The sequence below is a fragment of the Planktothrix serta PCC 8927 genome (assembly GCF_900010725.2).
GTDB lineage: Bacteria > Cyanobacteriota > Cyanobacteriia > Cyanobacteriales > Microcoleaceae > Planktothrix > Planktothrix serta.
In genome coordinates, this window is record NZ_LR734855.1 from 43790 (window position 1) to 66700 (window position 22911).

The 22911-nt window shown below is 39.4% G+C and carries 18 protein-coding genes; 10 read left to right on the forward strand and 8 right to left on the reverse strand.

Features of this window, described 5'->3' with window-relative positions:
- Positions 1 to 25: 25 nt before the first annotated feature.
- Positions 26 to 2830: a GAF domain-containing sensor histidine kinase gene (locus PL8927_RS07555; RefSeq protein WP_083619224.1), complete on the reverse strand. Its 2805-nt coding sequence runs from the start codon at positions 2828 to 2830 to the stop codon at positions 26 to 28.
- A gap of 426 nt (positions 2831 to 3256) precedes the next feature.
- On the reverse strand, positions 3257 to 3733 hold the full coding sequence (locus PL8927_RS07560; protein ID WP_083619226.1) for an ankyrin repeat domain-containing protein: 477 nt from the start codon (positions 3731 to 3733) through the stop codon (positions 3257 to 3259).
- A gap of 180 nt (positions 3734 to 3913) precedes the next feature.
- On the opposite strand from PL8927_RS07560, the gene PL8927_RS07565 reads away from it, so the two are divergent.
- From PL8927_RS07565 to PL8927_RS07575, 3 genes are all read left to right on the forward strand, one after another.
- Positions 3914 to 5317 carry a protein adenylyltransferase SelO gene (locus PL8927_RS07565; RefSeq protein ID WP_083619228.1) on the forward strand — a complete coding sequence of 468 codons (1404 nt, stop codon included), beginning with the start codon at positions 3914 to 3916 and terminating at the stop codon, positions 5315 to 5317.
- Positions 5318 to 5480: 163 nt separating this feature from the next.
- A complete protein-coding gene (locus PL8927_RS07570) occupies positions 5481 to 5867 on the forward strand; it encodes a hypothetical protein (protein WP_083619231.1) in 387 nt (128 codons plus the stop codon).
- A gap of 277 nt (positions 5868 to 6144) precedes the next feature.
- Positions 6145 to 7224 carry a tocopherol cyclase family protein gene (locus tag PL8927_RS07575; protein ID WP_083619234.1) on the forward strand — a complete coding sequence of 360 codons (1080 nt, stop codon included), beginning with the start codon at positions 6145 to 6147 and terminating at the stop codon, positions 7222 to 7224.
- A 36-nt stretch (positions 7225 to 7260) separates the two neighbouring features.
- Here PL8927_RS07575 and PL8927_RS07580 read toward each other — a convergent pair whose 3' ends face one another.
- The gene (locus tag PL8927_RS07580; protein WP_083619528.1) at positions 7261 to 8274 is read right to left on the reverse strand and encodes a histone deacetylase family protein; all 1014 of its coding nucleotides are present in this window, start codon (positions 8272 to 8274) and stop codon (positions 7261 to 7263) included.
- A gap of 257 nt (positions 8275 to 8531) precedes the next feature.
- Here PL8927_RS07580 and PL8927_RS07585 point away from each other — a divergent pair, with 257 nt between their 5' ends.
- Positions 8532 to 10001: a leucyl aminopeptidase gene (locus PL8927_RS07585; protein ID WP_083619237.1), complete on the forward strand. Its 1470-nt coding sequence runs from the start codon at positions 8532 to 8534 to the stop codon at positions 9999 to 10001.
- A 417-nt stretch (positions 10002 to 10418) separates the two neighbouring features.
- Positions 10419 to 13199, forward strand: coding sequence for a PAS domain-containing protein (locus PL8927_RS07590; RefSeq protein WP_231505950.1), 2781 nt, complete (start codon positions 10419 to 10421; stop codon positions 13197 to 13199).
- A gap of 115 nt (positions 13200 to 13314) precedes the next feature.
- Here PL8927_RS07590 and PL8927_RS07595 read toward each other — a convergent pair whose 3' ends face one another.
- Positions 13315 to 13521, reverse strand: coding sequence for a helix-turn-helix domain-containing protein (locus tag PL8927_RS07595; protein ID WP_083619241.1), 207 nt, complete (start codon positions 13519 to 13521; stop codon positions 13315 to 13317).
- 442 nt (positions 13522 to 13963) lie between these two features.
- Here PL8927_RS07595 and PL8927_RS07600 point away from each other — a divergent pair, with 442 nt between their 5' ends.
- Positions 13964 to 14863, forward strand: coding sequence for a 2OG-Fe(II) oxygenase (locus PL8927_RS07600; protein ID WP_083619244.1), 900 nt, complete (start codon positions 13964 to 13966; stop codon positions 14861 to 14863).
- 95 nt (positions 14864 to 14958) lie between these two features.
- On the opposite strand, the gene argF is transcribed toward PL8927_RS07600, so the two are convergent.
- Together argF and dusB are read right to left on the reverse strand one after the other, a co-directional pair.
- On the reverse strand, positions 14959 to 15882 hold the full coding sequence (gene argF, locus PL8927_RS07605) for an ornithine carbamoyltransferase (RefSeq protein ID WP_083619247.1): 924 nt from the start codon (positions 15880 to 15882) through the stop codon (positions 14959 to 14961).
- A gap of 359 nt (positions 15883 to 16241) precedes the next feature.
- Complete coding sequence (gene dusB / locus PL8927_RS07610) at positions 16242 to 17267, reverse strand: tRNA dihydrouridine synthase DusB (protein ID WP_083619250.1); 1026 nt, start codon at positions 17265 to 17267, stop codon at positions 16242 to 16244.
- A 96-nt stretch (positions 17268 to 17363) separates the two neighbouring features.
- On the opposite strand from dusB, the gene PL8927_RS07615 reads away from it, so the two are divergent.
- Positions 17364 to 17651 carry a hypothetical protein gene (locus tag PL8927_RS07615; RefSeq protein WP_156093128.1) on the forward strand — a complete coding sequence of 96 codons (288 nt, stop codon included), beginning with the start codon at positions 17364 to 17366 and terminating at the stop codon, positions 17649 to 17651.
- A gap of 64 nt (positions 17652 to 17715) precedes the next feature.
- Here PL8927_RS07615 and PL8927_RS07620 read toward each other — a convergent pair whose 3' ends face one another.
- Positions 17716 to 19065: an ion transporter gene (locus PL8927_RS07620; RefSeq protein ID WP_083619533.1), complete on the reverse strand. Its 1350-nt coding sequence runs from the start codon at positions 19063 to 19065 to the stop codon at positions 17716 to 17718.
- 218 nt (positions 19066 to 19283) lie between these two features.
- Between PL8927_RS07620 and arsS the strand changes: the two genes are divergently transcribed.
- Positions 19284 to 20270 (forward strand): arsenosugar biosynthesis radical SAM (seleno)protein ArsS, encoded by a 987-nt coding sequence (arsS, locus tag PL8927_RS07625; protein ID WP_083619256.1) that lies wholly within the window; start codon positions 19284 to 19286, stop codon positions 20268 to 20270.
- Positions 20271 to 20359: 89 nt separating this feature from the next.
- Positions 20360 to 20977 carry a TVP38/TMEM64 family protein gene (locus tag PL8927_RS07630; protein ID WP_083619259.1) on the forward strand — a complete coding sequence of 206 codons (618 nt, stop codon included), beginning with the start codon at positions 20360 to 20362 and terminating at the stop codon, positions 20975 to 20977.
- A gap of 63 nt (positions 20978 to 21040) precedes the next feature.
- Here PL8927_RS07630 and PL8927_RS07635 read toward each other — a convergent pair whose 3' ends face one another.
- A complete protein-coding gene (locus PL8927_RS07635) occupies positions 21041 to 21592 on the reverse strand; it encodes a DUF1269 domain-containing protein (protein ID WP_083619262.1) in 552 nt (183 codons plus the stop codon).
- A 179-nt stretch (positions 21593 to 21771) separates the two neighbouring features.
- Between PL8927_RS07635 and PL8927_RS07640 the strand changes: the two genes are divergently transcribed.
- On the forward strand, positions 21772 to 22863 hold the full coding sequence (locus PL8927_RS07640) for a calcium/sodium antiporter (protein ID WP_083619265.1): 1092 nt from the start codon (positions 21772 to 21774) through the stop codon (positions 22861 to 22863).
- Positions 22864 to 22911 lie beyond the last annotated feature (48 nt).

Genomic DNA, 22911 nt, shown 5'->3' on the forward strand with positions numbered 1-22911 from the left:
TAATTGTGTCTCTCAATTTTCCATTTTAGGAACTCGGAATCGCATCGGGTGAAGATTGTCGCAGAGGGATTTCAATTCTAAATTCTGTTCCAAGTCCCCAATGAGATAGACATTTTAGCGATCCTTTATGTTTCTCCACGATAATTTGATAACTGATTGATAACCCTAACCCCGTGCCTTGACCTACTGGTTTTGTGGTAAAAAACGGATCAAAAATATGGGGAAGTAGTGCATTGGGAATACCAGTGCCATTGTCAATGATCGAGATCACAATTTTGGGTAAAGTCGTAATATCATCTTTTAGGGTTGTACGGATCTCTAAAAACGGTTGTGTCTGTTCCGAGGAAGAAAAGGACTGATTAGATCCTTGCATTTTTAATGCTAACGCATCAATGGCATTGGTGAGAAGATTCATAAATACTTGATTGAGTAAGCTGGCATAACATTCTACGCGAGGAAGATTGCCATACTGTCGCTTCACTAGAATTTCTGGCTCGTCGGAGTTAATATTAAGTCGATGTTGCAACAGCAATAATGTACTTTCAATTCCTTCATGAAGATTCACAAATTTTAAATCGGCTTGATCGAGTCGGGCAAAGTTGCGTAAGGAAAGCACTAATTGACGAATGCGATCGGCTCCTCCTTGCATAGACTCCAAAATTTTAGGCAGATCTGTAGTAATAAAATCTAACTCGATTGTGTTCGTATAGTTAATAATTTCCGAGTTAGGATAGGGATAATGCTGTTGATAAAGTTGAATCAGATTTAATAAATATTGGCTATATTCACTGGCATACATTAAGTTGCCATAAATAAAGTTAATCGGATTATTAATTTCATGCGCCATTCCCGCCACTAACCGCCCCAAACTTAACATTTTTTCGGTTTGAATCAGTTGAGTTTGGGTCTTTTGTAACTCATTCAAAGTTTGGGTGAGTTGTTCCGCTTTCGCCTGTTCATTTTGGGCGGCTCGGCGGCTTTGTTCATACAATTCGGTTTGAGCAATAGCGATCGCAGCCTGATCGGCTAATTGTTGTAAAATATCTAATTCCTCAGTCTGCCAATTTCTGATATCGGTACATTCATGGGCAATTAATAATCCCCAGAGTTTAAACTCTTGACTAATCGGAACAATTAAATTTGCCCTGACCTGCAAACTTTCTAAAAATTCTTGATGACAAAGGGCTAAATCTTCATTATAAACATCAGAAATCGCTCGCATTCGTCCTTGTCGATAAAGATTTACCATCTCCTCTGGAAAACAATCTTCCGGTGTTTGCATCCCCAATATTGAGCCAATTGATGTCCGCCGATCTTCAAAGGCGACTTCTCCAGCTTGTTCATTGATGAGTTTATAAATGACAACCCGATCGGTATCTAATAAGGCTCTAACTTCTTGAACCAAACAAGATAAAGTGGTGTTTAAATCCAGAGTTCGACGAATTTGATGAGTAATTCTTTCTAAGGTTTTAGCAAACTCTAATGACCGTTTTAGTTTCTCCGTTCGGTCTTCAATTTGTTGCTCTAAATTAATATTTAAAGTCTGAACTTCTTGATACAATCGATATTGTTGAATCGCCAGAGCAAATTGATAGCTTAAAGCTTTGGCTAAGGTTAATTCCGATTCTGTCCAAGGTTGAGCTTGATCCTGTTTAGATTCTCGCCAAATTTCAAAGGACTGTCGAGGCATGATTTGTTTGACATTGGGATCAAATTCTCCCGCCCATAGGGTTTCTGTATCAATTTCTTCCCGAAAAATTGTTAGAACACCTAACAATTGTTGACGATATTGAATCGGTAAAACTAATAATCCTCGAATCGACGTAGACTTAAATAGGGGTCTCAAGACTCGCCATTGAGGTTCTTGATAAATATCCGTAATCACCCAAGGGGATAAAGATTGATCGGCTACTGGGGAATGATGTTCAGTGATTCCATAGCCCTGAGTTAACCAATGTTGCCAGAGGGGATGTTCTTCTAAAATACCCGAAAACATACTAATCGGAGAATTCGGCTGTTCACCCCAGGTGAAAACTTCCGTTTGACTTTGGGAATGAGCTTGAAGATATAACCGTCCTCCCACCCCTTGTAGGGCTGTGATTGTGGCTTCTAATGCTGCTTGGAGTTCAATGGTGGGGCGTTCATGGAGGAGAGACGCAACGGCGTTAATCGTCGCTTCCTGTTGGGCCTGTTGTTGCGTTTGGCTGAGTAAATTAGCTTGGGCGATCGCAAGTGCTAGTTGATCTACTAACAGTTGAACAACTTGGATATTAGATTCAGAAATCGGTTTAGGCTCGGCGTGATGGGAAACTAATAACCCCCAAAGCTTGGGTTTTTCGGGGTTAACAGAATTCAGAGCCTGGAGTAAAATCGGAACTACCAGGGAGGACTGTACCCCCATCGCGGTTAAATAAGCTTGATGACAAGGATCAAGGGGGCGATAATCAATACTGGATGGGCTTCCAATTTCTCCTAAATCGGTGCTGATGCCAATTCTGGCCACATCGACATTCACAATCGTCCGTTGGCCTAGGGAAGAATACATTTCCCGCGCATGGGGAGGAATATCGTCCACTGGAAAATGTAATCCCAATAGGGACGGAAGCCGATCTTGATTTCGAGATTCAGCCACCACTTCCCCACTCTCATCGGGACTAAATTCATAAATCATAATCCGATCCGTTCCTAGAAATGAACGAATTTCGGCAACCGTTGCGGTTAAAATCTCAGGTAATTCTAGGGATTGACGAATTCGATTCGTAATCCGATGCAGTAAAACCTGTTGATCTAATTTGGATTGAAGTTGTTGTCTATTGTCCAACCGATTCATGATCATGTCCTAGAGCCAGCTTTATTAAAGCTTCATTGACAGGGTAAGAAAAACAGCACTCAAGACGCTTGGGGGTTCAAATAAAAACAGACTATTCCGTTTTGTCCCTGATGTTGAGCCAAATTGATTTTCTTGGGGAGGGGGAGGAGTGATGCGTCCTCAAAAATAGTTCTATCAGACACAATAGCAGATCTGACTAAATTTTGCGGGAAACTTTATGAACTTTTATCAAACTGAAGATGCTGCTATCTCTTTCTTTTTATCGGGGTTAAACCGATAGCATCTATCCGGTGATTCTGATCGGCGTGTTAGTGAAGTAAAAATCTCTACTATTTCTAATCATAATAGAGATTTTTAGAGGAGGTTTTGATGGACTCGGTTCATCCGACGCGATCGCGTCAATCTCTACCTTTTTTTAGAATAAGTTTAATCCTGATTGCGAAATTGTTTAATGAATTCCACAACCTCTGTATGTTTCTCGGAAGCTGCCCAAATTAACGCTGTCCAACTATTCTGATCTTTGGCTGTTAAATCTGCTCCTCGATTTAATAATAATTCTACAATCGGTTTATGTCCACTTCCTGCGGCTGCCATTAATACCGTTAAATCAAAATTGGTTTTAGCGTTAATTTCTGCACCCGAATCTAATAATAACTGCACGATTTCTAAGTTGCCACTAGCCGAGGCTTCCATTAAGGGAGTCCAACCATCATTATCGGGACTGTTGACATTTGCCCCAGTTTCTAATAACAGTTGTACTATCTGTTTTTGTCCTAAATTAATGGCGGTAATTAATGCCGTATTTCCCTGTTCATCTTGAGCATTAAGATCAGGGTTTTGATTGAAACAGGCTTTAATTTTATCGATTTCTCCCGCTTGAATTGCCTTAATTAACTCAGTCATTTGTTTTCCTCCTGTTAAATTACCCTATTTAAAAATATCGAAATGCGGTTAATGGTTCTTAAAAAATAATAACATTTATCCCTGGATACCTGATACCTGAGAGGAGATTTTTGAAGATAAGAAATTGACAAGTTTTAAAAATAGGGGTAATATTGTCAATAGATTATAATTAGGGATTTTATGTCTAATCCGTTCCTGCACCTCGACTATGAACCCGCATTTGAGGCGTTAGGCGGTGACTATTCAGATATTGTGACGGCGACGGAGTTCCCGATCCATTTACTGCGGTTCCGCAATCACGGAGTATTAACTCAGTTAGGGCTGAACCCCGAAACCGTTACCGACGACCATTTTATCGAAGCCTTTGGCAAATTTGAAACCGTGCGGCCATTATTGGCGATGCGCTATCACGGCTATCAATTTGGAGAATATAACCCCAATTTGGGAGATGGCCGGGGATTTTTATATGGTCAAATGCGGGGAATTGATGGGGAACTCTATGATTTTGCCACCAAAGGATCGGGAAGAACTCCCTATTCCAGAAATGCCGATGGCCGACTTACATTAAAAGGGGGCATACGCGAAGTATTAGCCGCCGAAATGTTGCATCGGATGAAAGTAAAAACCTCTCGATGTTTAAGCTTAATTGAAACCGGAGAACAACTGTGGCGAGGAGATGAACCTTCCCCCACCCGTTCTTCTGTGATGGTACGGTTTAGTCGCTCTCATATTCGCTTCGGAACCTTTGAACGGTTGCACTATTTAAAACGCAAAGATTTAATCGAAATCTTATTAGATCATGTGATTAATTATTATTATAATGATTTAAAACAAGAAGGCGATCGCTATGCTTTATTTTATGCAGAATTAGTAAAGAGAGTTGCAGAATTAACCGCACAATGGATGGCTTCAGGGTTTTGTCATGGGGTCTTAAATACCGATAATATGTCAATTACCGGGGAAAGTTTCGATTATGGCCCCTACGCTTTTATGCCTCATTATAGCCTCCGATTTACCGCCGCCTATTTTGATTATGGGGGATTATATTGTTATGGAAATCAACCCTTTGTTTGTGAGGGAAATTTAGAGTTATTACAAAAACCATTATCCTTAGTAATGCCATTAGAAGAACTCCAAGCCGGGTTAGCGCCCTTTCAACAATATTATCGAGAATTTTATCGTCAACGGATGATTAATCGTTTGGGATTTGCTCAACTTCCCACCCCAGAAGCAGAGGAATTATTGCAAATTACGATTGATTTACTCAAGGATAATCTAATCAGCTATCCTGACTTTTTTATTCAACTGCGAGAACAGTTTTGTTATCAGTGGCAAGACCAACCCCAGAATATTTTAAAGGATGCTGAACCGATGAAACATTTAGACAGTTGGAGACAAAAATATTATCATCATTTGCAAATGTTTTCCTATCCTGAACTGGATGAAATTAAACACCGATTAAAACACTATAATCCTCAAGTTATGATAGTTCGTCCTGAAATTGAGGCAATATGGGAGCCGATTACCGTTGAGGATAATTGGCAACCCTTTTATCAATTCTTAGAAAAAATTCAAGCAGAATAGCAGGGGTGCTTTGATGGGATGTCCATAAAAATCCCTATACCTATTGGTGTAAATCCAGTCTGAACTTCAATAAAGTCAGTTAAAATACGGAAGTAAGACCCTGAGCGTTAAACTTAAACTGGGTTTAACCTCAGCAGCAATTATTTTAGAGGGAGGAAGAAAGATGACAGAAAATCAACCTGTAGATACACCAACCCCGATGACAACATCAATCATGGACAGTATTAAAGGGTTTGTGGGTAAAATTCTGAGTAGTTGGACAGTCAGAATTACCTTACTGGCAATTGTGCTTTTAGGAGTGGGAATTTTTGCCTTCTTTTGGCAACATTATGTCGCAGAATTGGGAATGAAAATGTGGACAAATAGTTCGGGAGCAAGACCCATTGAATGTGTTTTGAAAGATACTAATAATGATAATTATGTTAGCTGTAGTGCATTATTAGGTGATCAAGTTGTCCCTTTAGAATGTAGTTCCAGTTTATTTAATTTGGGTTGTCGTGTCAATTATGGCTCTGCTGTACCCAATGTTAAAGCCTCAAGAGGAAATTGAGATCGGAGGTTGGCTGTTGACGGTTGACTGTTGACTGTTGACTGTTAACAGCCTGTCTAGGGGATTAATAATTTCTGCAAGAGAGTCCTGAAGGACTCACTACAAAATAGTAGTAAGCCCTTCAGGGCTTTCTTAACTAAAATAGTAGTAAGCCCTTCAGGGCTTTCTTAATTTAAGAGGGAAGAGAGTCCTGAAGGACTCACTACGAGTTGGATTTTTATTCATTATTTTACTATAATTTTAATGGGTTTTGATCGTTTATTTGTGTAGGATTTAGATGTTTAATTTTAATCGCCAATTTAACAGTTTACAAACGCCCCATAGTGGCTATCATTGGGATGGAAGCGATCGCCGTTTTTTTGAAGGCTGGTACTATCGAGTCACAATACCTGAAGAAAAACAGACCTTTGCCTTTATGTATTCTATCGAAGATCCGATGGGAAATCAACCCCAAAGTGGAGGCGGGGCGCAAATTTTAGGGCCAGATGATCAATATTTATGCCGAACTTTTCCCGATGTCAAAAAATTCTGGGCAACTTCTGATAAACTGGGATTAGGACATTGGGGAAAAACCGATTTAACCGCCTCCCCTGGATATTTAGAACCCGCTATTTTTGAGCGTTATATTCAACAAGGCTATCAAGGAACAGCCACCTTCCATCAAGGAAAATTATCAGATCCAGGTACAAATCAATATTGCAATTGGCAATATAATATTCAACCGATTTATGGATGGGGAAATCCTGAAAAACCGCAACAATCAACCGCCGGATGGTTATCATCTTTACAAATATTTGAACCGGGATGGCAAATTTTAATGGCTCATGGTTTAGCCACAGGTTGGATTGATTGGAATGGAAAAATGTATCAGTTTGAAAATGCTCCCGCCTATAGTGAAAAAAATTGGGGAGGCAGTTTTCCGAAACAATGGTTTTGGGTGAATTGTAATAGTTTTGATGGCGAACCTGATTTAGCCTTAACCGCCGGAGGAGGCATTCGAGATGTGTTATGGTGGTCAGAATCCGTTGCCTTAATTGGCATTCATTATCAAGGTAAATTCTATGAATTTGTCCCTTGGAATTCTGAAGTCAATTGGCAAATCGAACCTTGGGGAAACTGGCAAATGAGTGCCAAAAATCAAGAATATGAAGTTTGTTTAACCGCCACAACAGAACACCCCGGAACTCGATTAAGAGCACCGACCCAAGACGGCTTAATCTTTCGCTGTCGAGACACCATGCACGGAAAAATTCACTTGCAATTAACAGCCAAAAATCGTATTATTTTAGAAGCAACCAGTTCCCTTTGTGGAGTGGAAGTCGGAGGGAAAATCTGGAGAGAAACCTGGAAACAATAACCTCCTCGTAGAGAAGTGTCGGTAGTTCACTAATGGTTAAGTTGCTAAAGTTTTGATATGAGAAAGTGCTGCTGAAACGGTGACGGGTAGATTATAGCCACCCCCATGACAGGAAAGGACTGGACATTCATGTTTCTTCGCAAAATCTAGCGTGATTTGAGTGAGTTTACAGAAGTCATTATTTGTCCAACCTGTCGTGCTGGCACCACAATCCTCTTGATGGGAATCATAACCTGAAAAAATAGCAATTAGATTCGGTTGCCAAGGCATTTTTTCCAACGCTTTTTGAAACACATCAATGCTTTCATAACCATAATAAAAGGTTCCTGTAATCCCTTCTTCTTGTAAAACTTCAATCGGAAAAGATTCAGTAATAATCGGAATATTACAGTGTCCAACTACTTGAGCCGCATCTGTTGTTCCTGCTTTTAAGTCGGAAGCTTTCGCCATATAAAGATCGACAGCACTGTGAATACTAATACAATAAACACTGGGATCATGACTAAAAATGTCCTGAGTTCCATCTCCATGATGAATATCCCAATCAATAATTAGTATTTTGGCAAATCCCTGAAGTTGAGCGTATCGAGTCGCAGCAGCCAGAGGATTGAGAAGACAATAACCATGTCCCCAATCTTGATGAGCATGATGACCAACCATACTAAAACAGTATGCACGCTCAACAATTCCTCGTTTCATTTGGTCAATGGCTTCTAACATTCCGCCCAAGCCATAAAGATAACCGGGTAGCGCGTATTCCAATCCTCGACACTCAATACTTAACTCCGGTAAAGATAGACTGATCTCGTCCAAGGGTTGATCAAGTGCTTTGAGAGCTAACTTTCGGAGATAGTGATAGGTATGAACTCTGAGATAATCAGCAACTTGTGCTTTCCGCAAGGATAAAACTGGATAGTCTCGAAGGGATTGTGCTAGGGTATGTCGAACTTGATTGTAGTAAGCAAGAGAAAACTTTTCAAAAGCGATTTCCTGCATTGGCTTGGAAGTTAAAAATGCTTGAGGGTATAGGGATGTAAAAAGCCGTGCCATTCTATTGTTTTTATTAAATTTAATTCCCATTTGATGTCTATTTATTATAATCTAAGTTTGCTGGATTCGGATGAAGTTGCGATCGCCCGTCCTTAAGTCCAGGAATAATCATCAACTCAAAAAACAGGAATAAAAGCAGGTGCTAGACAGTCAATAACCTAAAGATACAATTCATATTTTTGAAAACTGCTTGAACCTTGACACCAAAAAAGGTTTATAGTTTTTTATAGTCAAGTCAAATCAAGACAAAAACAACAATGGAATTTAAAGCAACGAACACATCCCCTTTAGAGTGGGCCGGAGATGTCCTCGCCCTGGGTTTATTTGAAGATCAGATAGAATTAACCGGGGACTTTGCCACCTTAGATGATCAACTGGCTGGAACCTTAAAAGAGTTAATTGAAGAAGCTGAATTTAAGGGAAAAGCCGATAGTAGTGTCTCTACTCGTGTGGGTGGAAATAGCCCAATTCGCAAAGTGATTTTAGTCGGTTTGGGTAAATCAGAGAGCTTCAAATTAGACAGCTTACGTCGAGCATCAGCGAGTATCGCCAAAACCGCTAAATCCCTCAAAGGTAAAAGCGTTGGGGTGAGCTTACCTGTTTTTGAAACCCCAGAAATCACCGCCCAAGCGATTACCGAAGGGGTAGAATTAGCCTTATATCAAGATACTCGATTTAAGTCTGAACCCGATGAAAAAGCGCACAAAATTGAACAGATTGAATTATTAGGTTTAGCTGGAACAGAAGCCGCTATTACTCGCGCCCAAAAAATCTGTTCTGGAGTGATTTTAGCACGGGAATTAGTCGCCGCCCCTGCTAACGAAATTAACCCGGTTACAATGGCAGAAATGGCACAATCCTTAGCCAACGAATACGGGTTTGAAATTAAAATTCTGGAAAAAGAAGACTGTGAACAATTAGGAATGGGTGCTTTTTTAGGAGTCGCCCAAGCTTCGGATTTACCGCCTAAATTTATTCATTTAATCTATCGTCCTGAAGGAAGCCCTCGCCGCAAATTAGCCATTATTGGCAAAGGATTAACCTTTGATTCTGGGGGGTTGAATTTGAAACCCAGTGGGAGCGGTATTGAAATGATGAAAATGGATATGGGAGGGGCGGCGGCAACCTTTGGCGCTGCTAAAGCCATTGGTCAATTAAAACCCGATGTGGAAGTGCATTTTATTAGTGCTGTCACCGAAAATATGATTAGTGGTCGCGCCATGCACCCTGGAGATTTTCTTAAAGCTTCTAATGGCAAAACCATTGAAGTTAATAATACTGATGCGGAAGGACGGTTAACGTTAGCTGATGCCCTCGTTTTTACAGACAAATTAGGGGTAGATGCTATGATTGATTTAGCCACATTAACTGGCGCCTGCGTGGTTGCTTTGGGAGATGATATTGCTGGGTTATGGAGTCCCGATGAACACCTAGCAATGGAGTTAGAAACGGCCTCCAAAACATCAGGGGAAAAACTCTGGCGGATGCCCTTAGAAGAGAAATATTTTGAAGGGTTAAAAGCTATGCACGCTGATATGAAAAATACCGGGCCGAGGGCTGGCGGATCAATTACTGCGGCGTTATTCCTGAAACAATTTGTAGATAAAACTCCTTGGGCGCATTTAGATGTCGCTGGCCCGGTTTGGGCAGATAAAGACAATGGCTACAATAATGCCGGGGCGACGGGTTACGGGGTGAGAATGTTAGTTAACTGGGTCTTAAGTTAGTTCCCCAGGGCTGTTTCATTCTCGGATCTAAAATGCGATCGCTGCTCAGAAGAAAGAAAGGGCGGGTTTAGGGAGATAATTACTGATCATTAAAGCTGGTCTCGGAACCCGCCCCTACGGTTTAATTGTTGATTATTNAGATGATGCTCTCCCCCTAACTTCCTCTCCTGGGAGAACAGGGGGAGTGATTAAAATTAAAAATAATATGATAGAAAACTTTAGAAAACTCTACAAAACTCTACAAAACTCTAACAATTTTGATGAAGTTATAGAATAACGTTAAATAATTTCTTACAATAAAGCCAGCATAACAGAGTCCGTAGGTTCAGGGTGGTACAACAGAAGATCACAGCTTTTTCCCCAAAAAGTGGGTCAACTTTGTTATAAACCCATTTAATCATCGGCAATTTAAAACCCATGTTTCAATTTTTTAAAGCCTTTTTTGAAAATATCATGATTTTACCGGGATTTTCGCCATCCTGTTACCCGAATGCTGTTAGCAATATTCCCATACAACCGTATATTCTCGGTTCAGAATGGCTGATTATTGTAGCTCACTACAGTTTAGCATTGTTGCTGATTAACCGTCGGCAAACCCTCCCTGAACTACAGATATCCCAGAATTTACCGTCAACCTCCGGGCTGAGTCGAGTCCTGAAACCCTTTTCCTTCAAGTCTTCAAACTGGCAACTCCCCTTGAAACTTTGGCCGGTTTTAGCATTCGGTTTAATCGCTGATGGCACCCTACATCTGATGCACCTGTTGAGGTGGAGGTATCCTCTCAATTTGGGTTTAGGCGTGGGTCAAGGAGTGATCACGTTCCTATTTTTACTCAGTGTGGGGGGATTAATTCGGATGCTCACTCCCTCCTCCCCTGGGAGTTCCCCAGCGATACAATCCGTTACCCCTTTAATTTCTTGTGATCTTTGTCAACATAAAATAGCCGCCTCTCAAAACTATTCCACATTAGATAAACTGCGATTAAATTTTTCAAATTTGTTTAAACTGGATGCTGCTTTTCCGTTTAAATTAGATCCTATGGAAGAAGTTTTAAAACTGACTAAATTTTCCATTGATAAAGCTGCCGATGCTATTTTTTGGGTCGGAGAAGATGGACATATTTTATATGTCAATGATGCGGCTTGTCGTTCTTTGGGGTATGGGCCAGAAGAATTATTAAATCTAACGATTCATGATATTAACCCGGATTTTCCTGAATCTTCTTGGTCATTACATTGGAAAATTTTAAGACGTTGCGGTTCTTTGAATATTGAAGCTCGGCATCGTACTAAACATAACCGGGTTTTTCCCGTTGAAATTACGATTAGTCATCTGAATTTTAATGGTAAAGAATATCAATGTGCCTTTGCACGAGATATTAGCGATCGCAAACAAATTGAACGGACATTACGCGAACGTCAAGGAGAATTTCGTTCCTTAGTTTCTAATATTCCCGGTGCAGTTTATCGAGGGATTTTGGAACAGGATCGGCTGATGGTTTTTCTCAGTCAAGGAATTGAAGTTATTACCGGATATCCGGCCGCAGATTTTATTCAAAATCGAGTCCGATCCTTTAATAGTATTATTCATCCTGATGATATCGCTAAAGTCAAGGGAAAAATTCAGGTGAGTTTGGAAGCTCGACAGCCTTATATTTTAGAATACCGCTTAATTGCTGTGGATGGAACTATTCACTGGGTTTATGAAAAAGGACAAGTTATTTCGACCGAAGAAGGTTCAACTTGTTGGTTAAATGGGGCAATTTTTGATATTACAGAAAAGCGCCAAGCCTCGGAAGCCTTGAAAGCCAGTGAAGAACGATTAAAGTTAGCCTTAGCCGGAACTGATCAAGGATTATGGGATTGGAATTTAGTCACTGGAGAGGTTTATTTTAGTCCTCAATGGAGTTTGATGTTAGGGTATGAAACCAACCAAATTCAAGGGAAAGCTAGATCTTGGTTAAAGTTAGTTCATCCCGAAGATCGAGATCAAGTGGTTGAAGTTCTCAAACAACATTTAGAGGGAAAAACCCTGTTTTGTGAAATGGAACATCGAATGTTAAGCCGTTCGGGAGAATGGAAATGGATTCTGAATCATGGTAAAGTTGTGGTGCGGAATGAACATCAACAACCGATTCGGATGACGGGAACGGTTAAAGATATTAGCGATCGCAAACAAACAGAAGCCGCTTTACGTCAATCCGAAGCCAGAGAACGCGCTAAAGCGGAACAATTAGAACTGACTTTAAGAGAATTAGGACAAGCTCAAGCTCAACTGATTCAAACCGAAAAATTATCCAGTTTAGGTCAATTAGTCGCCGGAATTGCCCATGAAATTAATAACCCGATCACGTTTATTTATGGCAACATTACTTATGCCAGTCAATATATTCAAGACTTGTTGCAATTAATCGCCCTTTATCAACAGTATTATCCCCAACCTGTGGCGGAAATTCAACATCATCAAGAAACCATTGAGTTAGATTTTATTCTCGATGATTTACCCAAAATTTTAGCCTCGATGGAAGTGGGAACTAACCGAATTAGAGAAATTGTGCTGTCACTTCGTAATTTTTCCCGGTTGGATGAAGCCGATATGAAACCCGTTAATATTCATGATGGCTTGGACAATACTTTATTGATTTTACAACATCGGCTTCGCCCCCAAGGAGGAAACCCCAGAGAAAAATGGAATCCTCCCATTCAAGTGATTAAAGAGTATGGTAACTTACCGAAAACTGAATGTTATCCCGGTCAGTTGAATCAAGTTTTTATGAATGTGATCAGTAATGCCATTGATGCTTTATTAGAAGGAGAATCTAAGTTTATTCATCCTCCCCAATGCCTGAATTCTCCGGCTCCGGGATGGCATATTCCCTCCAGTTCTCCCACCATTCGGATTCACACAGAATTAAATGAAATCAACCGAGTTGTGATCCGAATTACTGACAATGGAAATGGCATGACAGAACGGGTAAAACACCGTTTATTTGAACCTTTTTTTACCACAAAACCTGTGGGAAAGGGAACAGGTTTAGGATTAGCAATTAGTTATCAAATTATTGCCAAACATCAGGGGAAACTGCTCTGCTATTCTGAACCGGGAAAAGGAACAGAATTTGTCATCGAATTGCCTTTAAAGCAAGAGTTCAGACAAAATTCAAATTTACGCTTAGAAGTACAGTCCTCTACTGCTTGAAGAAAAACTCAGGGTTTTTAGATATAGCAGTCACCCCAGGGGTGTTAGGACATAGACTGATGCTTAAAACCGTGCGCCGTACACCCCTATGAACCTGTCTGTTCCCTGTTCCCTGCTATTTGGAAAAGGAGGTTTCTTGACTACAAACAACAGCAGAACGTTGGGCTCGGCGCTCTAAGAAATGCTCAACTTCTTCTGTTGTTGTTACCCAGGTTCCTACGTTCTCATCCCAAGCAAACTCAATGCGATGTCTGAGTCTCAATTGAGAGACTCGTTGATGAGAAACCCCTAAAATTCGCGCTACATCAGACTGTCTTAACATTGAACTTTTTCTACCCAAAATTGGGATTATAGTTGACAATAGAAATTAAATAAATTCAACACTACTGTTAAATTTATTCGTTTTTATACTATCAGGTTTTTCCAGAAAAAAAATCAGTATTTATTCGGAAAAATAATTCCGTAATCTGGCATTTTTCCTTGAAATTACGCAATTATACTGATGGTGTTTGGTAACAATAAATTAAACTTTTAGCCAGTAATACCCGCAAAATCAAGGAGTTGATGGTAATCACTATTACGGTTTTTATTGTCAGTACATTGAAAAAAAACCGGAGGGACAGGGACATTCCTGTTTTTCAGGGGGTAGAGCGTGGGGACAAAGGTTATGATTAAAATTCTTGAAGTGATCAGGAGCAGTATGGGATTAAAATTAAGATCAACACCAACTTTTCCAGTGGCTTTTCAGGAATTCAAGTTAAAATATGGACAGTTTAACACCAACGCCATCCATTCAAGATATTAGCGTTACCTTGCTTCTTCTCGGTGGCTATCAATATGGAATCACATTACCCTCTAACTCGCCCTTACTATTAAATTTATTGAATGCTGTGGTTCATCGGACAGAAAAAAATCAAGATGAACCGCCTAAACTGTTTCAAATTCCTGTCAATGGACAGCAGCAGGCGTTATGGTTTTCTAGTGATTCTTTAGTGGGAGTAATTACAGAACCCCCTATTTTTATTAAAACTCAAACTCCTGTTCTTCCTGCTACACCTAAAGGGGAAATTTTTAACATTAAATATTGGCAAATTGATAATTTTTTATCCCCAGAAGAACATCACAAACTTCTCGATTATGCCTTAAAACACGAGCAGGAATTTCAATTAACTGGCCCCGCAACGAATACATCAGACTATCCTGAACATCGGGATTCTCTGGTGTTGTATTATTCTCCAGATTTTGCCGATATTATTCTAAATCGAGTTAAGGCTGTGTTCTGGAAAGCATTGGAAAAACTCAATATTCCTCCCTTTCCTATTACTCATATTGATGCTCAACTCACCGCCCATAATCAGGGTCATTATTTCCGGGTTCATAATGATAATGGTTCTGAACGAGATGAAACTCGAACCTTAACCTATGTTTATTATTTCTATCAAGAACCGAAAGCATTTACAGGAGGAGAGTTAGTGATGTATGATACGAAATGGGAAGGTCAATATGCGTATTCAAAATTAGAGAATTTTCAAACAATAGAACCCCTCAATAATCGAGTTATCTTTTTTTATAGTGGTTTAATGCACGAAGTTTTACCCGTTCATTGTCCCTCTAAACAGTTCGCCGATAGTCGATTTACAGTGAATGGTTGGATTAGGAAATAATATTCCATCCTTCAATGTTTGCTACAAATACTTGTCGGGTAGCCAATCACTTTTTTCTATAGCAAATATTGAAGGATTTCCTATTAAATTAGGGGTTAATCATCCCCTAATAATACGGCTAATAATGCCTTTTGAACGTGCATTCTATTTTCAGCTTCATCCCAAACTTTTGATTTTGAACCTTCAATCACTTCATCAGTAATTTCTTCATCCCGATGGGCGGGTAAACAATGTAAAACAATCGAATTCTCGGCGGTTTTTTCCATTAATTTAGCATTAACTTGATAAGGCTGAAATAGAGGAATTCGGGCTCTGGCTTCTTCTTCCTGTCCCATACTTGCCCAAACATCTGTATAAACAACATCAGCCCCTTTTGCCGCTTCAATGGGATCATCTGTAACAATGACTTCTGTTTTTCCCTGAGCAATACTTTTCGCTTGTTCAACAATATCAGCATCGGGTAAATAATTAGCAGGGGTGCCAATTCTAACGTTCATTCCTACCATTGCACAGCCTAATAATAACGAATGAGCCATATTATTAGCCCCATCGCCAAAATAACTTAAAGTCAAATTTTCTAAGGTTCCAAAACATTCCTGAACGGTCATTAAATCCGCTAAGACTTGACAGGGATGTTCCCGATCTGTTAAAGCATTAATTACGGGAATTTCAGCATAATTGGCAAAGGTTTCTAAATCCTTTTGTTCAAAGGTACGAATTGCCATAATATCTAAATAGCGATCTAATACCCTAGCCGTATCAACTAAGGGTTCGCCGCGACTCACCTGGGTAACATTGGGGTTTAAATCAATCACTTGCCCCCCTAATTGATACATGGCAACAGTAAAACTAACACGGGTTCGGGTTGAAGCTTTAGAAAACATTAATCCTAAAACTTTATTGCGACGCAATTTAACCATTCCTGATTTTAATTTGGTGGCTAAATCTAATAAAAAATGAAGTTCGTCGATACTAACATCCGCTAAACTTAAAAAATCTCGTCCTTTTAAGGTTTCCATCATTATTCCTCAGTAATTATGTTCAGTTCCCAGCGCCCGGAAATAAATTTCGGGCGTAGGGGCGGGTTCAGTGGGGTTGCGGTTAATCAGAAAAGATCTTGTTGAACCCGCCCCTACAAACCCGTTAAAACGGGTTAAGAAAGACAGGTATTTAGTTATCTTTAGATAACTTTAGCTTTGAGCCTGAAATTTATTTCAAGGCTTTTAGGCTTAAGTTGACACTGATGGAGGGAACCTCACCTCTACAAAACCAGGGTTGTTTTATAAGAGTATTCAAGGCAATTAGGACATTAAAGCTTGCAACTTTCTGTTCTATTCCCTATTCCCTGTTCCCTGTTCCCTTATAATTTTAAAGTTTTCTAGGCAACAAAACTGTTCCGAGCTAACTGATTTATAGCATTATCTAATAATTGCCATCCTTGGGCTAAGGTTTCAATTTTGGCCAAATGATCCCGTAATTCCTGCGCCCCAGGAAACCCTTTAGCATACCAGGTTAAATGCTTTCGAGATTGATAAATTCCCCGTTGTCCTTTATAGTCCCATAACGCTTGCAGGTGTTCTTTTGCACATTGCAACCGTTCAATTACTGAGGGCGGTGTTTTCAATATTCCGGTTTTCAGAAAATAGTCAATTTCTCCCACTAAAAACGGATAACCCAGGGTTCCCCGTGAACACATCACCCCATCAGCCCCCGTTTGTTGTAAACATTGAATCGCTGTTTCCACTGAAAAAATATCGCCATTAGCAATCACGGGAATCCTTAACTGTTCCTTAACCTGTCGAATCCAGTCCCATTTTGCCTGACCGTTGTAACCTTGGGCGCGTGTCCGAGCGTGAATGGTGATCATTTTTGCTCCCGCATCCTGCATTCTACGGGCAAAATCCAAAATCGTGATTTCTTCATCGCTCCAACCAATCCGAGTTTTTACGGTGACAGGCACATCCACCGCCTCAACCACTGACCGGACAATGGTTTCCGCGATTTCCGGTTGTCGCAATAACGAAGACCCGCCCCCATTTTTAGTAATTTTATTCACCGGACACCCCATATTAATATCAATGGTATCGGCCCCTTCCTGAACGGCTTTTTGAGCGGCATCGGCTAAAAAATTGGGGCGACAGTCAAACAGTTGAATACTGATGGGGCGTTCATTCGGGTCAATCTCCATCATTTTAGGTCGTCTCTGAACATGACAGACCTCGCTGGCGTGCACCATTTCGGTATACATCATCGAGTCCGGGGCGTAGCGACGCACCAAACGCCGAAATACCAAGTCTGTGACACCGGATAGGGGGGATTGTAACACCCGACTATTGACTTCTACTGTGCCAATTTTCAGGGGTGTGGATAAATGTTGTTTTAATTCGGCTGAGAGAACAGACATGGTTTCTAAGGAGCAAATCTCGCAGGTCAGACTCTCTATATATTAAAATAGATTCACCCTTTCTGGGCATCACTCTTTAACTCATTATTAGATTTTATGATGAACCTTCCCCCGAATAATCGTGACCCGTTTAATCAGAATGGAAACGCGAATAAATTGCACTTTCCTCAAGCTGAATCGACTGAAATTACTGAAGAAATAGAAGATGTTAAAGGTCGAGACTATGATCCAAGAACGCTAAAAATTATTCAACGTTCTTTTATTCTTTTAACAGTCATTGGGTTAATTGTTGGAGTGTTTATGGCTGCGGGGGTTTTGTATTTAATGCAAAAATTTAATATTACTGGACGTCCGGCACAATTGGAACAGCCAATTAATCGATAAACCTTCAATAATTAGCAGTTTTTAGCTTATTAATTGGGCTAATCACTGGATTAATTCGGGAAAACTAATCTCGCATTTGATAGCGTTGTTGAGCAATTTCTTTAACTTTTGCTGAAAATTGGGGATAATTTTCTAGGACTTTATCAAAGTCTTCTTTATAGAGAACAAATAACTCACAGTAAGTTAAAGTTTTTACCGAAGCGGTGCGACGACTATCGTAGAGTAAGGCAATTTCACCAAAAAAAGAACCTGCCATCATCACTGTATAAACTTTTCCGGTTTTTTCAGAAAAGGCTTGTAATTGTCCTCGTTTCACAAAATACATTTCATGCCCAATTTGATCTTCCCGAATTACATAATCATAAGGGGGAAGAATTCTCGGTTTTAATTTCATGACTAAATCTTCAATAAAACAGGGTTCAGCGTTTTGAAATATCGGGACTTTTGATAAAAGTTCTTGATAGAGATAACAATAAATTTTTGTTTTAAGTGAGTTAGGAAGTTCATCTAATAAGTAAAAATCTAGGGACACATCTCGATTATATTCCCACATATATTGATAATAATCCAAGACATTTTTTTGTAAGGAAGGAGGGATTTTTCGTTCCCACATATAGGCTTGAACTTGACCCAATTTATCTCGAAATCGGTTTTTATTAGCATCTAAATTAGAAATGACTGCCGCCACATTTCCAATCACAAAGGCATACAGCGATACCCCCACAAACATTACTACAAAGGTAAAGATTAGTTCAATATTATTTTGAGGAGTAATATCCCCATAGCCTATAGTTGTTAAGGTTGTAATTGACCAATAGAAGGAATATAAATATTGTGTCGTTGTATTTTCTAAGTGCAGATTATTACTTTGAAGCCAAGACTCTCCAGATTGTCCGGTTGAATTTCCAATAAAAAACCACAAACAAGCAATCCAATGATCAATTAAAAAGACAATAAAGAATAACTCAAACATCCGAATAACAGCCGAATTAAAATAAACATTATTCTCCCATTTTCTGAAAATTAAAAAACATTGGGGAAATCTTAACAGTCTTGGAATTCGGCATAAACCGATTAAAATTAGAGAAGCCTTGGGTAAAAATAAATAGACTAAAGTATCTAGGGGTAAACTAGCGATTACATTGGATTTAAAGTCTGTATTTCGATAATGCTGACTAATTTGATTTTTATCTTTAATAACTTCTCCTTCCTTCATATAGCCAATATGAAAGCGTAAAAAAATATCTATAATTAAAATCAAATCTGCTAGACCATCTAACGAAAACCAATTGTCAGAGATTGTGGCATTAAACGCCATGCGAAAGGGAATCGTAAAACAGTTATAGAGGGTCACTAAAACAATTAAGGCTTCCCAGACAATCAGGAGTCTTGATTCTGGGTGTAAAGACGGCATTCGGGAGAGGAAAGATAGCATTAAAACGGGGGATTGAGTCTTCAATAAGAGTGTATATGATTTAATTCAATTTTTGGGTATAATCATCTAGCACTTTCCTCTGGAGTGAAGAAACTCGGCTCAAATTTATCCCTCTGTCTGTCGGGGTAAACCTAAATTGAGAATCTACTGCTAAAATCAGTTTATGTTCCTTCATTGACTCAATACTGATTCAACTCATGATTCCAACAACGCTGACACCGTTTGCTCAAAAACTTGGTTTTCCCCTCACGAAACAACCGATTACAATCTTACAAATTAATTTAGGAAAACGGTGTAACCTTGCTTGTAACCATTGTCATGTAGAAGCAGGGCCAAAACGGAGTGAAGAACTGAATTTAGATATTAGTTTACAACTGATTGAATTAATTAACCGCTTTCCCCAAATTCAAACCATCGATTTAACCGGAGGAGCGCCGGAAATGAATTATGGATTTAAACCTTTAGTGGAAGCAGCGAGAACAACCGAAAAACAAGTAATTGTTCGGTCTAATTTAACAATTTATTTTGTTCCCGGTTATGAGGATATTCCCGAATATTGTGCTAATCATCAATTAAGAATTGTTGCTTCTTTGCCTTGCTATTTAGAAAATAATGTTGATCAAATGCGAGGGAAAGGAGTCTATCAGGATTCTATTCAAGCTATTCAATGGTTAAACCTTTTGGGATATGGTCGCACACCAGAATTAATTTTAGATTTAGTCTATAATCCTGCCTTACCGACCGCCGAAAAATTTACCCTTCCTTCAGAACAGTCTAAACTAGAACGAGCTTATAAACAGTATCTAAAACAACAGTTTGATATTGATTTTAATCAGCTATTGACGATTACAAATTTACCCATCGGACGCACGAAATCTTACTTACAGCAGAAAAAACTAGAAAATTCTTATTTAGAATTTTTGGAATTTAACTATAATCCTGAAACGGTGTCCCATTTAATGTGTCGGAATCAATTATCGATTGATTATCAAGGTTATATTTATGATTGTGATTTTAATCAAATGGAAAATATTCCCGCCCGAAATTCCTCTGGAAAACCCTTAATAGTCAGTGATTTATTAGAGGCTAAGGATTTAGATTTAATTGAAACTGTACAAACTGCTTCCTATTGTTATGGATGTACGGCTGGGTGTGGTTCGAGTTGTGGGGGGGCTTTAATTTAACCACAAAGACACAAAGACACAAAGAAGACAAAGAAGTTATCCAGACTAACCTGCTCCTAGCTATAATATTAAATAATAGGGAGAATAAAATGGGTATTCAAGGGTTACTAACACAGGTATTAGATTGGGTTGATAATTTAGGGTTTTGGGGGCCAATTGCCTTTATTGTTATCTACAATTTAGCGACAATATTATTTATTCCGGGTTCTCTCCTGACTTTGGGCGCAGGTGTAATATTTGGGGTATTTTGGGGGTCTATTTATGTTTCCATTGCTTCGGTTATGGGGGCGACTTTTGCTTTTTTAATTGGGCGATATTTGGCGCGGGATTGGGTGGCTAAAAAACTAGAAAATTATGAACAATTTAAAGCGATTGATCAAGCTGTGGGTGAAGAAGGATGGAAAATTGTTGGGTTAACTCGTCTGTCTCCAATTTTTCCGTTTAACCTATTAAATTATGCTTTTGGATTAACCAATGTTTCCTTAAAGGATTATTTTTTAGCCTCTTGGATTGGAATGTTACCGGGTACAATTTTATATGTTTATGTGGGATCTTTAGTGGGAAGTTTAGCTCAGTTAGGGATGGGGGAGCGATCGCGGACTCCAGTAGAATGGTTATTATATGGAATCGGTTTAATCGCCACGATAATTGTTACAATTTATATCACAAAAATTGCTCAAAATGCCCTGAATCAAAAAATCGAATAGAAGTAAAATACAATCTATATTGGGTAGAGACGTTGCATGCAACGTCTCTACAGGGCGCGTCTGTTAAGATTCTGCGGGAGTTGGTTCAACTTCAGAATTAACGGTTTTTGCTGTCGTTTCTAATTGAGAAGCAATATCCGCTTTAATGGAACGTTTGTACAATCTGCCTGCATATTCTTCTAAAGCTTGCGTCAATTGATCGACCCAAGTATGTTCAACTAAGGCAATTATAGCCGAACTTCCAGGGGTTAAAGATTCAGATAATTCTTTGAGATCTTCTTGAGGAAATCCCAAGTCCATAAAATGAGTAATTAAAGCACCAACTCCCGCCCCTCCTGCGGTTAGAGCAATCACTCCTAACGCTCCAATGGGGTTAAATAAGGCAATTAATCCGGCAGTAATTCCGCCCATAATTGCCCCGCCTTTAGCATCTGTATCTCCGGTTTCACTAATCGAAACTTTTCCTTTTTCATTCTTAACCATGACCGCAGCATTCACAATCGAAATCACCCCTTGTGCTTGCAGTGCTTTGAGAGTTTTTAAAACCTCTTTTGCTTTTTCTTGTTCTGGGTAAGCGACAACAACTAAATTTGTTAACTCTTCTGAATAAGTCATGTTTTATTCCTCGAACTTAATTTTTAAACAAACGAGAGTGATTGTTTAAGTGTCCAGCCCTTACTTTAGCACACTCCAAATTAGCAAGCTAGACTCAACCCATGATAGATTGACGAAAGGGATTTTCATCTTTCATTGTAAACATAGACCCAATTTCAGAAGTTAAGGATTTTTATTGTATGAGCTTGAGCGTGATTCTATTGCTGATAGGAGGTTTAGTCTTACTGGTTCTGGGTGCAGAACTATTAGTGCGTGGTGCTTCAACCATTGCTGCAATGTTGGGAATTCCCTCCTTACTTGTGGGACTGACAATTGTTGCCTATGGAACCAGTTCTCCAGAAATGGCTGTTAGTATTCAATCGAGTTTTGCAGGTCAAGCGGATGTCGCATTAGGAAATGTCGTTGGAAGTAATATTTTTAATATCTTAATCATCTTAGGAATTTCGGCTTTAATTGCCCCTTTAATGGTAGCGAGTCAATTGATTCGTTTAGATGTCCCAATTATGATTGGGGTGTCTATTTTAGCCTTTATGTTTGGTAGTGATGGCACTATTAGCCGGGTCGATGGAACCATTTTATTTATTGGGGCAATTGTCTATACTCTGTTTTTAATTTATGAAGCTAAAAAACAAAAAGATCAGGAATCTTCCGAAAATCAATCTCAAGCTTCTGTTGAAAATAGTCTCAAAAACTGGCTGATTAATATCTGCTTAATTGCGGTTGGATTAGTGTTACTAATTCAAGGTTCTAATTGGTTAGTTGAAAGCTCAACTTCTATTGCTAAAGCCCTGGGAGTGAGTGATTTAGTTATCGGATTAACCATTGTCGCCACCGGAACTTCCCTCCCTGAATTAGCCAGTTCTGTTGTCGCCACAATTCGAGGTGAACGGGATATTGCGGTGGGTAATGTAGTCGGAAGCAATATTTTTAATATCCTGGCAGTTTTAGGACTATCTTCTGCCATTTCTCCAGAGGGAATTCCGGTTGCAACTGCGGCTTTAAATTTCGATATTCCCGTTATGATTGCGGTGGCAATTTCTTGTTTTCCTATTTTTTATACAGGCAAAACCATTGCCCGTTGGGAAGGCATTCTATTTTTAGGATATTATGTTGCCTATTCCACCTATTTAATCCTCGATTCTTCCCGACATTCTCAACTTCCTATGTTTAATTTCGTGATGATCAGTTTTGCCATTCCGATTACGATAATAACCTTAATTGTCACCACTGCCCGCAGTTATCAAGCCAAACGAAAACGTTTAAATTCTTAATCAAATCTAACCCCCGCTTATGATTAAATTTCCCGGCTGATTATTTTT

Coding starts and splice junctions, on each gene's coding strand:
- PL8927_RS07555 (WP_083619224.1), bottom strand. CDS start 2,830: ATGAATCGGTTGGACAATAGACAACAACTTCAATCCAAATTAGATCAA.
- PL8927_RS07560 (WP_083619226.1), bottom strand. CDS start 3,733: ATGACTGAGTTAATTAAGGCAATTCAAGCGGGAGAAATCGATAAAATT.
- PL8927_RS07565 (WP_083619228.1), top strand. CDS start 3,914: ATGTCTAATCCGTTCCTGCACCTCGACTATGAACCCGCATTTGAGGCG.
- PL8927_RS07570 (WP_083619231.1), top strand. CDS start 5,481: ATGACAGAAAATCAACCTGTAGATACACCAACCCCGATGACAACATCA.
- PL8927_RS07575 (WP_083619234.1), top strand. CDS start 6,145: ATGTTTAATTTTAATCGCCAATTTAACAGTTTACAAACGCCCCATAGT.
- PL8927_RS07580 (WP_083619528.1), bottom strand. CDS start 8,274: ATGGCACGGCTTTTTACATCCCTATACCCTCAAGCATTTTTAACTTCC.
- PL8927_RS07585 (WP_083619237.1), top strand. CDS start 8,532: ATGGAATTTAAAGCAACGAACACATCCCCTTTAGAGTGGGCCGGAGAT.
- PL8927_RS07590 (WP_231505950.1), top strand. CDS start 10,419: ATGTTTCAATTTTTTAAAGCCTTTTTTGAAAATATCATGATTTTACCG.
- PL8927_RS07595 (WP_083619241.1), bottom strand. CDS start 13,521: ATGTTAAGACAGTCTGATGTAGCGCGAATTTTAGGGGTTTCTCATCAA.
- PL8927_RS07600 (WP_083619244.1), top strand. CDS start 13,964: ATGGACAGTTTAACACCAACGCCATCCATTCAAGATATTAGCGTTACC.
- argF (WP_083619247.1), bottom strand. CDS start 15,882: ATGGAAACCTTAAAAGGACGAGATTTTTTAAGTTTAGCGGATGTTAGT.
- dusB (WP_083619250.1), bottom strand. CDS start 17,267: ATGTCTGTTCTCTCAGCCGAATTAAAACAACATTTATCCACACCCCTG.
- PL8927_RS07615 (WP_156093128.1), top strand. CDS start 17,364: ATGATGAACCTTCCCCCGAATAATCGTGACCCGTTTAATCAGAATGGA.
- PL8927_RS07620 (WP_083619533.1), bottom strand. CDS start 19,065: ATGCCGTCTTTACACCCAGAATCAAGACTCCTGATTGTCTGGGAAGCC.
- arsS (WP_083619256.1), top strand. CDS start 19,284: ATGATTCCAACAACGCTGACACCGTTTGCTCAAAAACTTGGTTTTCCC.
- PL8927_RS07630 (WP_083619259.1), top strand. CDS start 20,360: ATGGGTATTCAAGGGTTACTAACACAGGTATTAGATTGGGTTGATAAT.
- PL8927_RS07635 (WP_083619262.1), bottom strand. CDS start 21,592: ATGACTTATTCAGAAGAGTTAACAAATTTAGTTGTTGTCGCTTACCCA.
- PL8927_RS07640 (WP_083619265.1), top strand. CDS start 21,772: ATGAGCTTGAGCGTGATTCTATTGCTGATAGGAGGTTTAGTCTTACTG.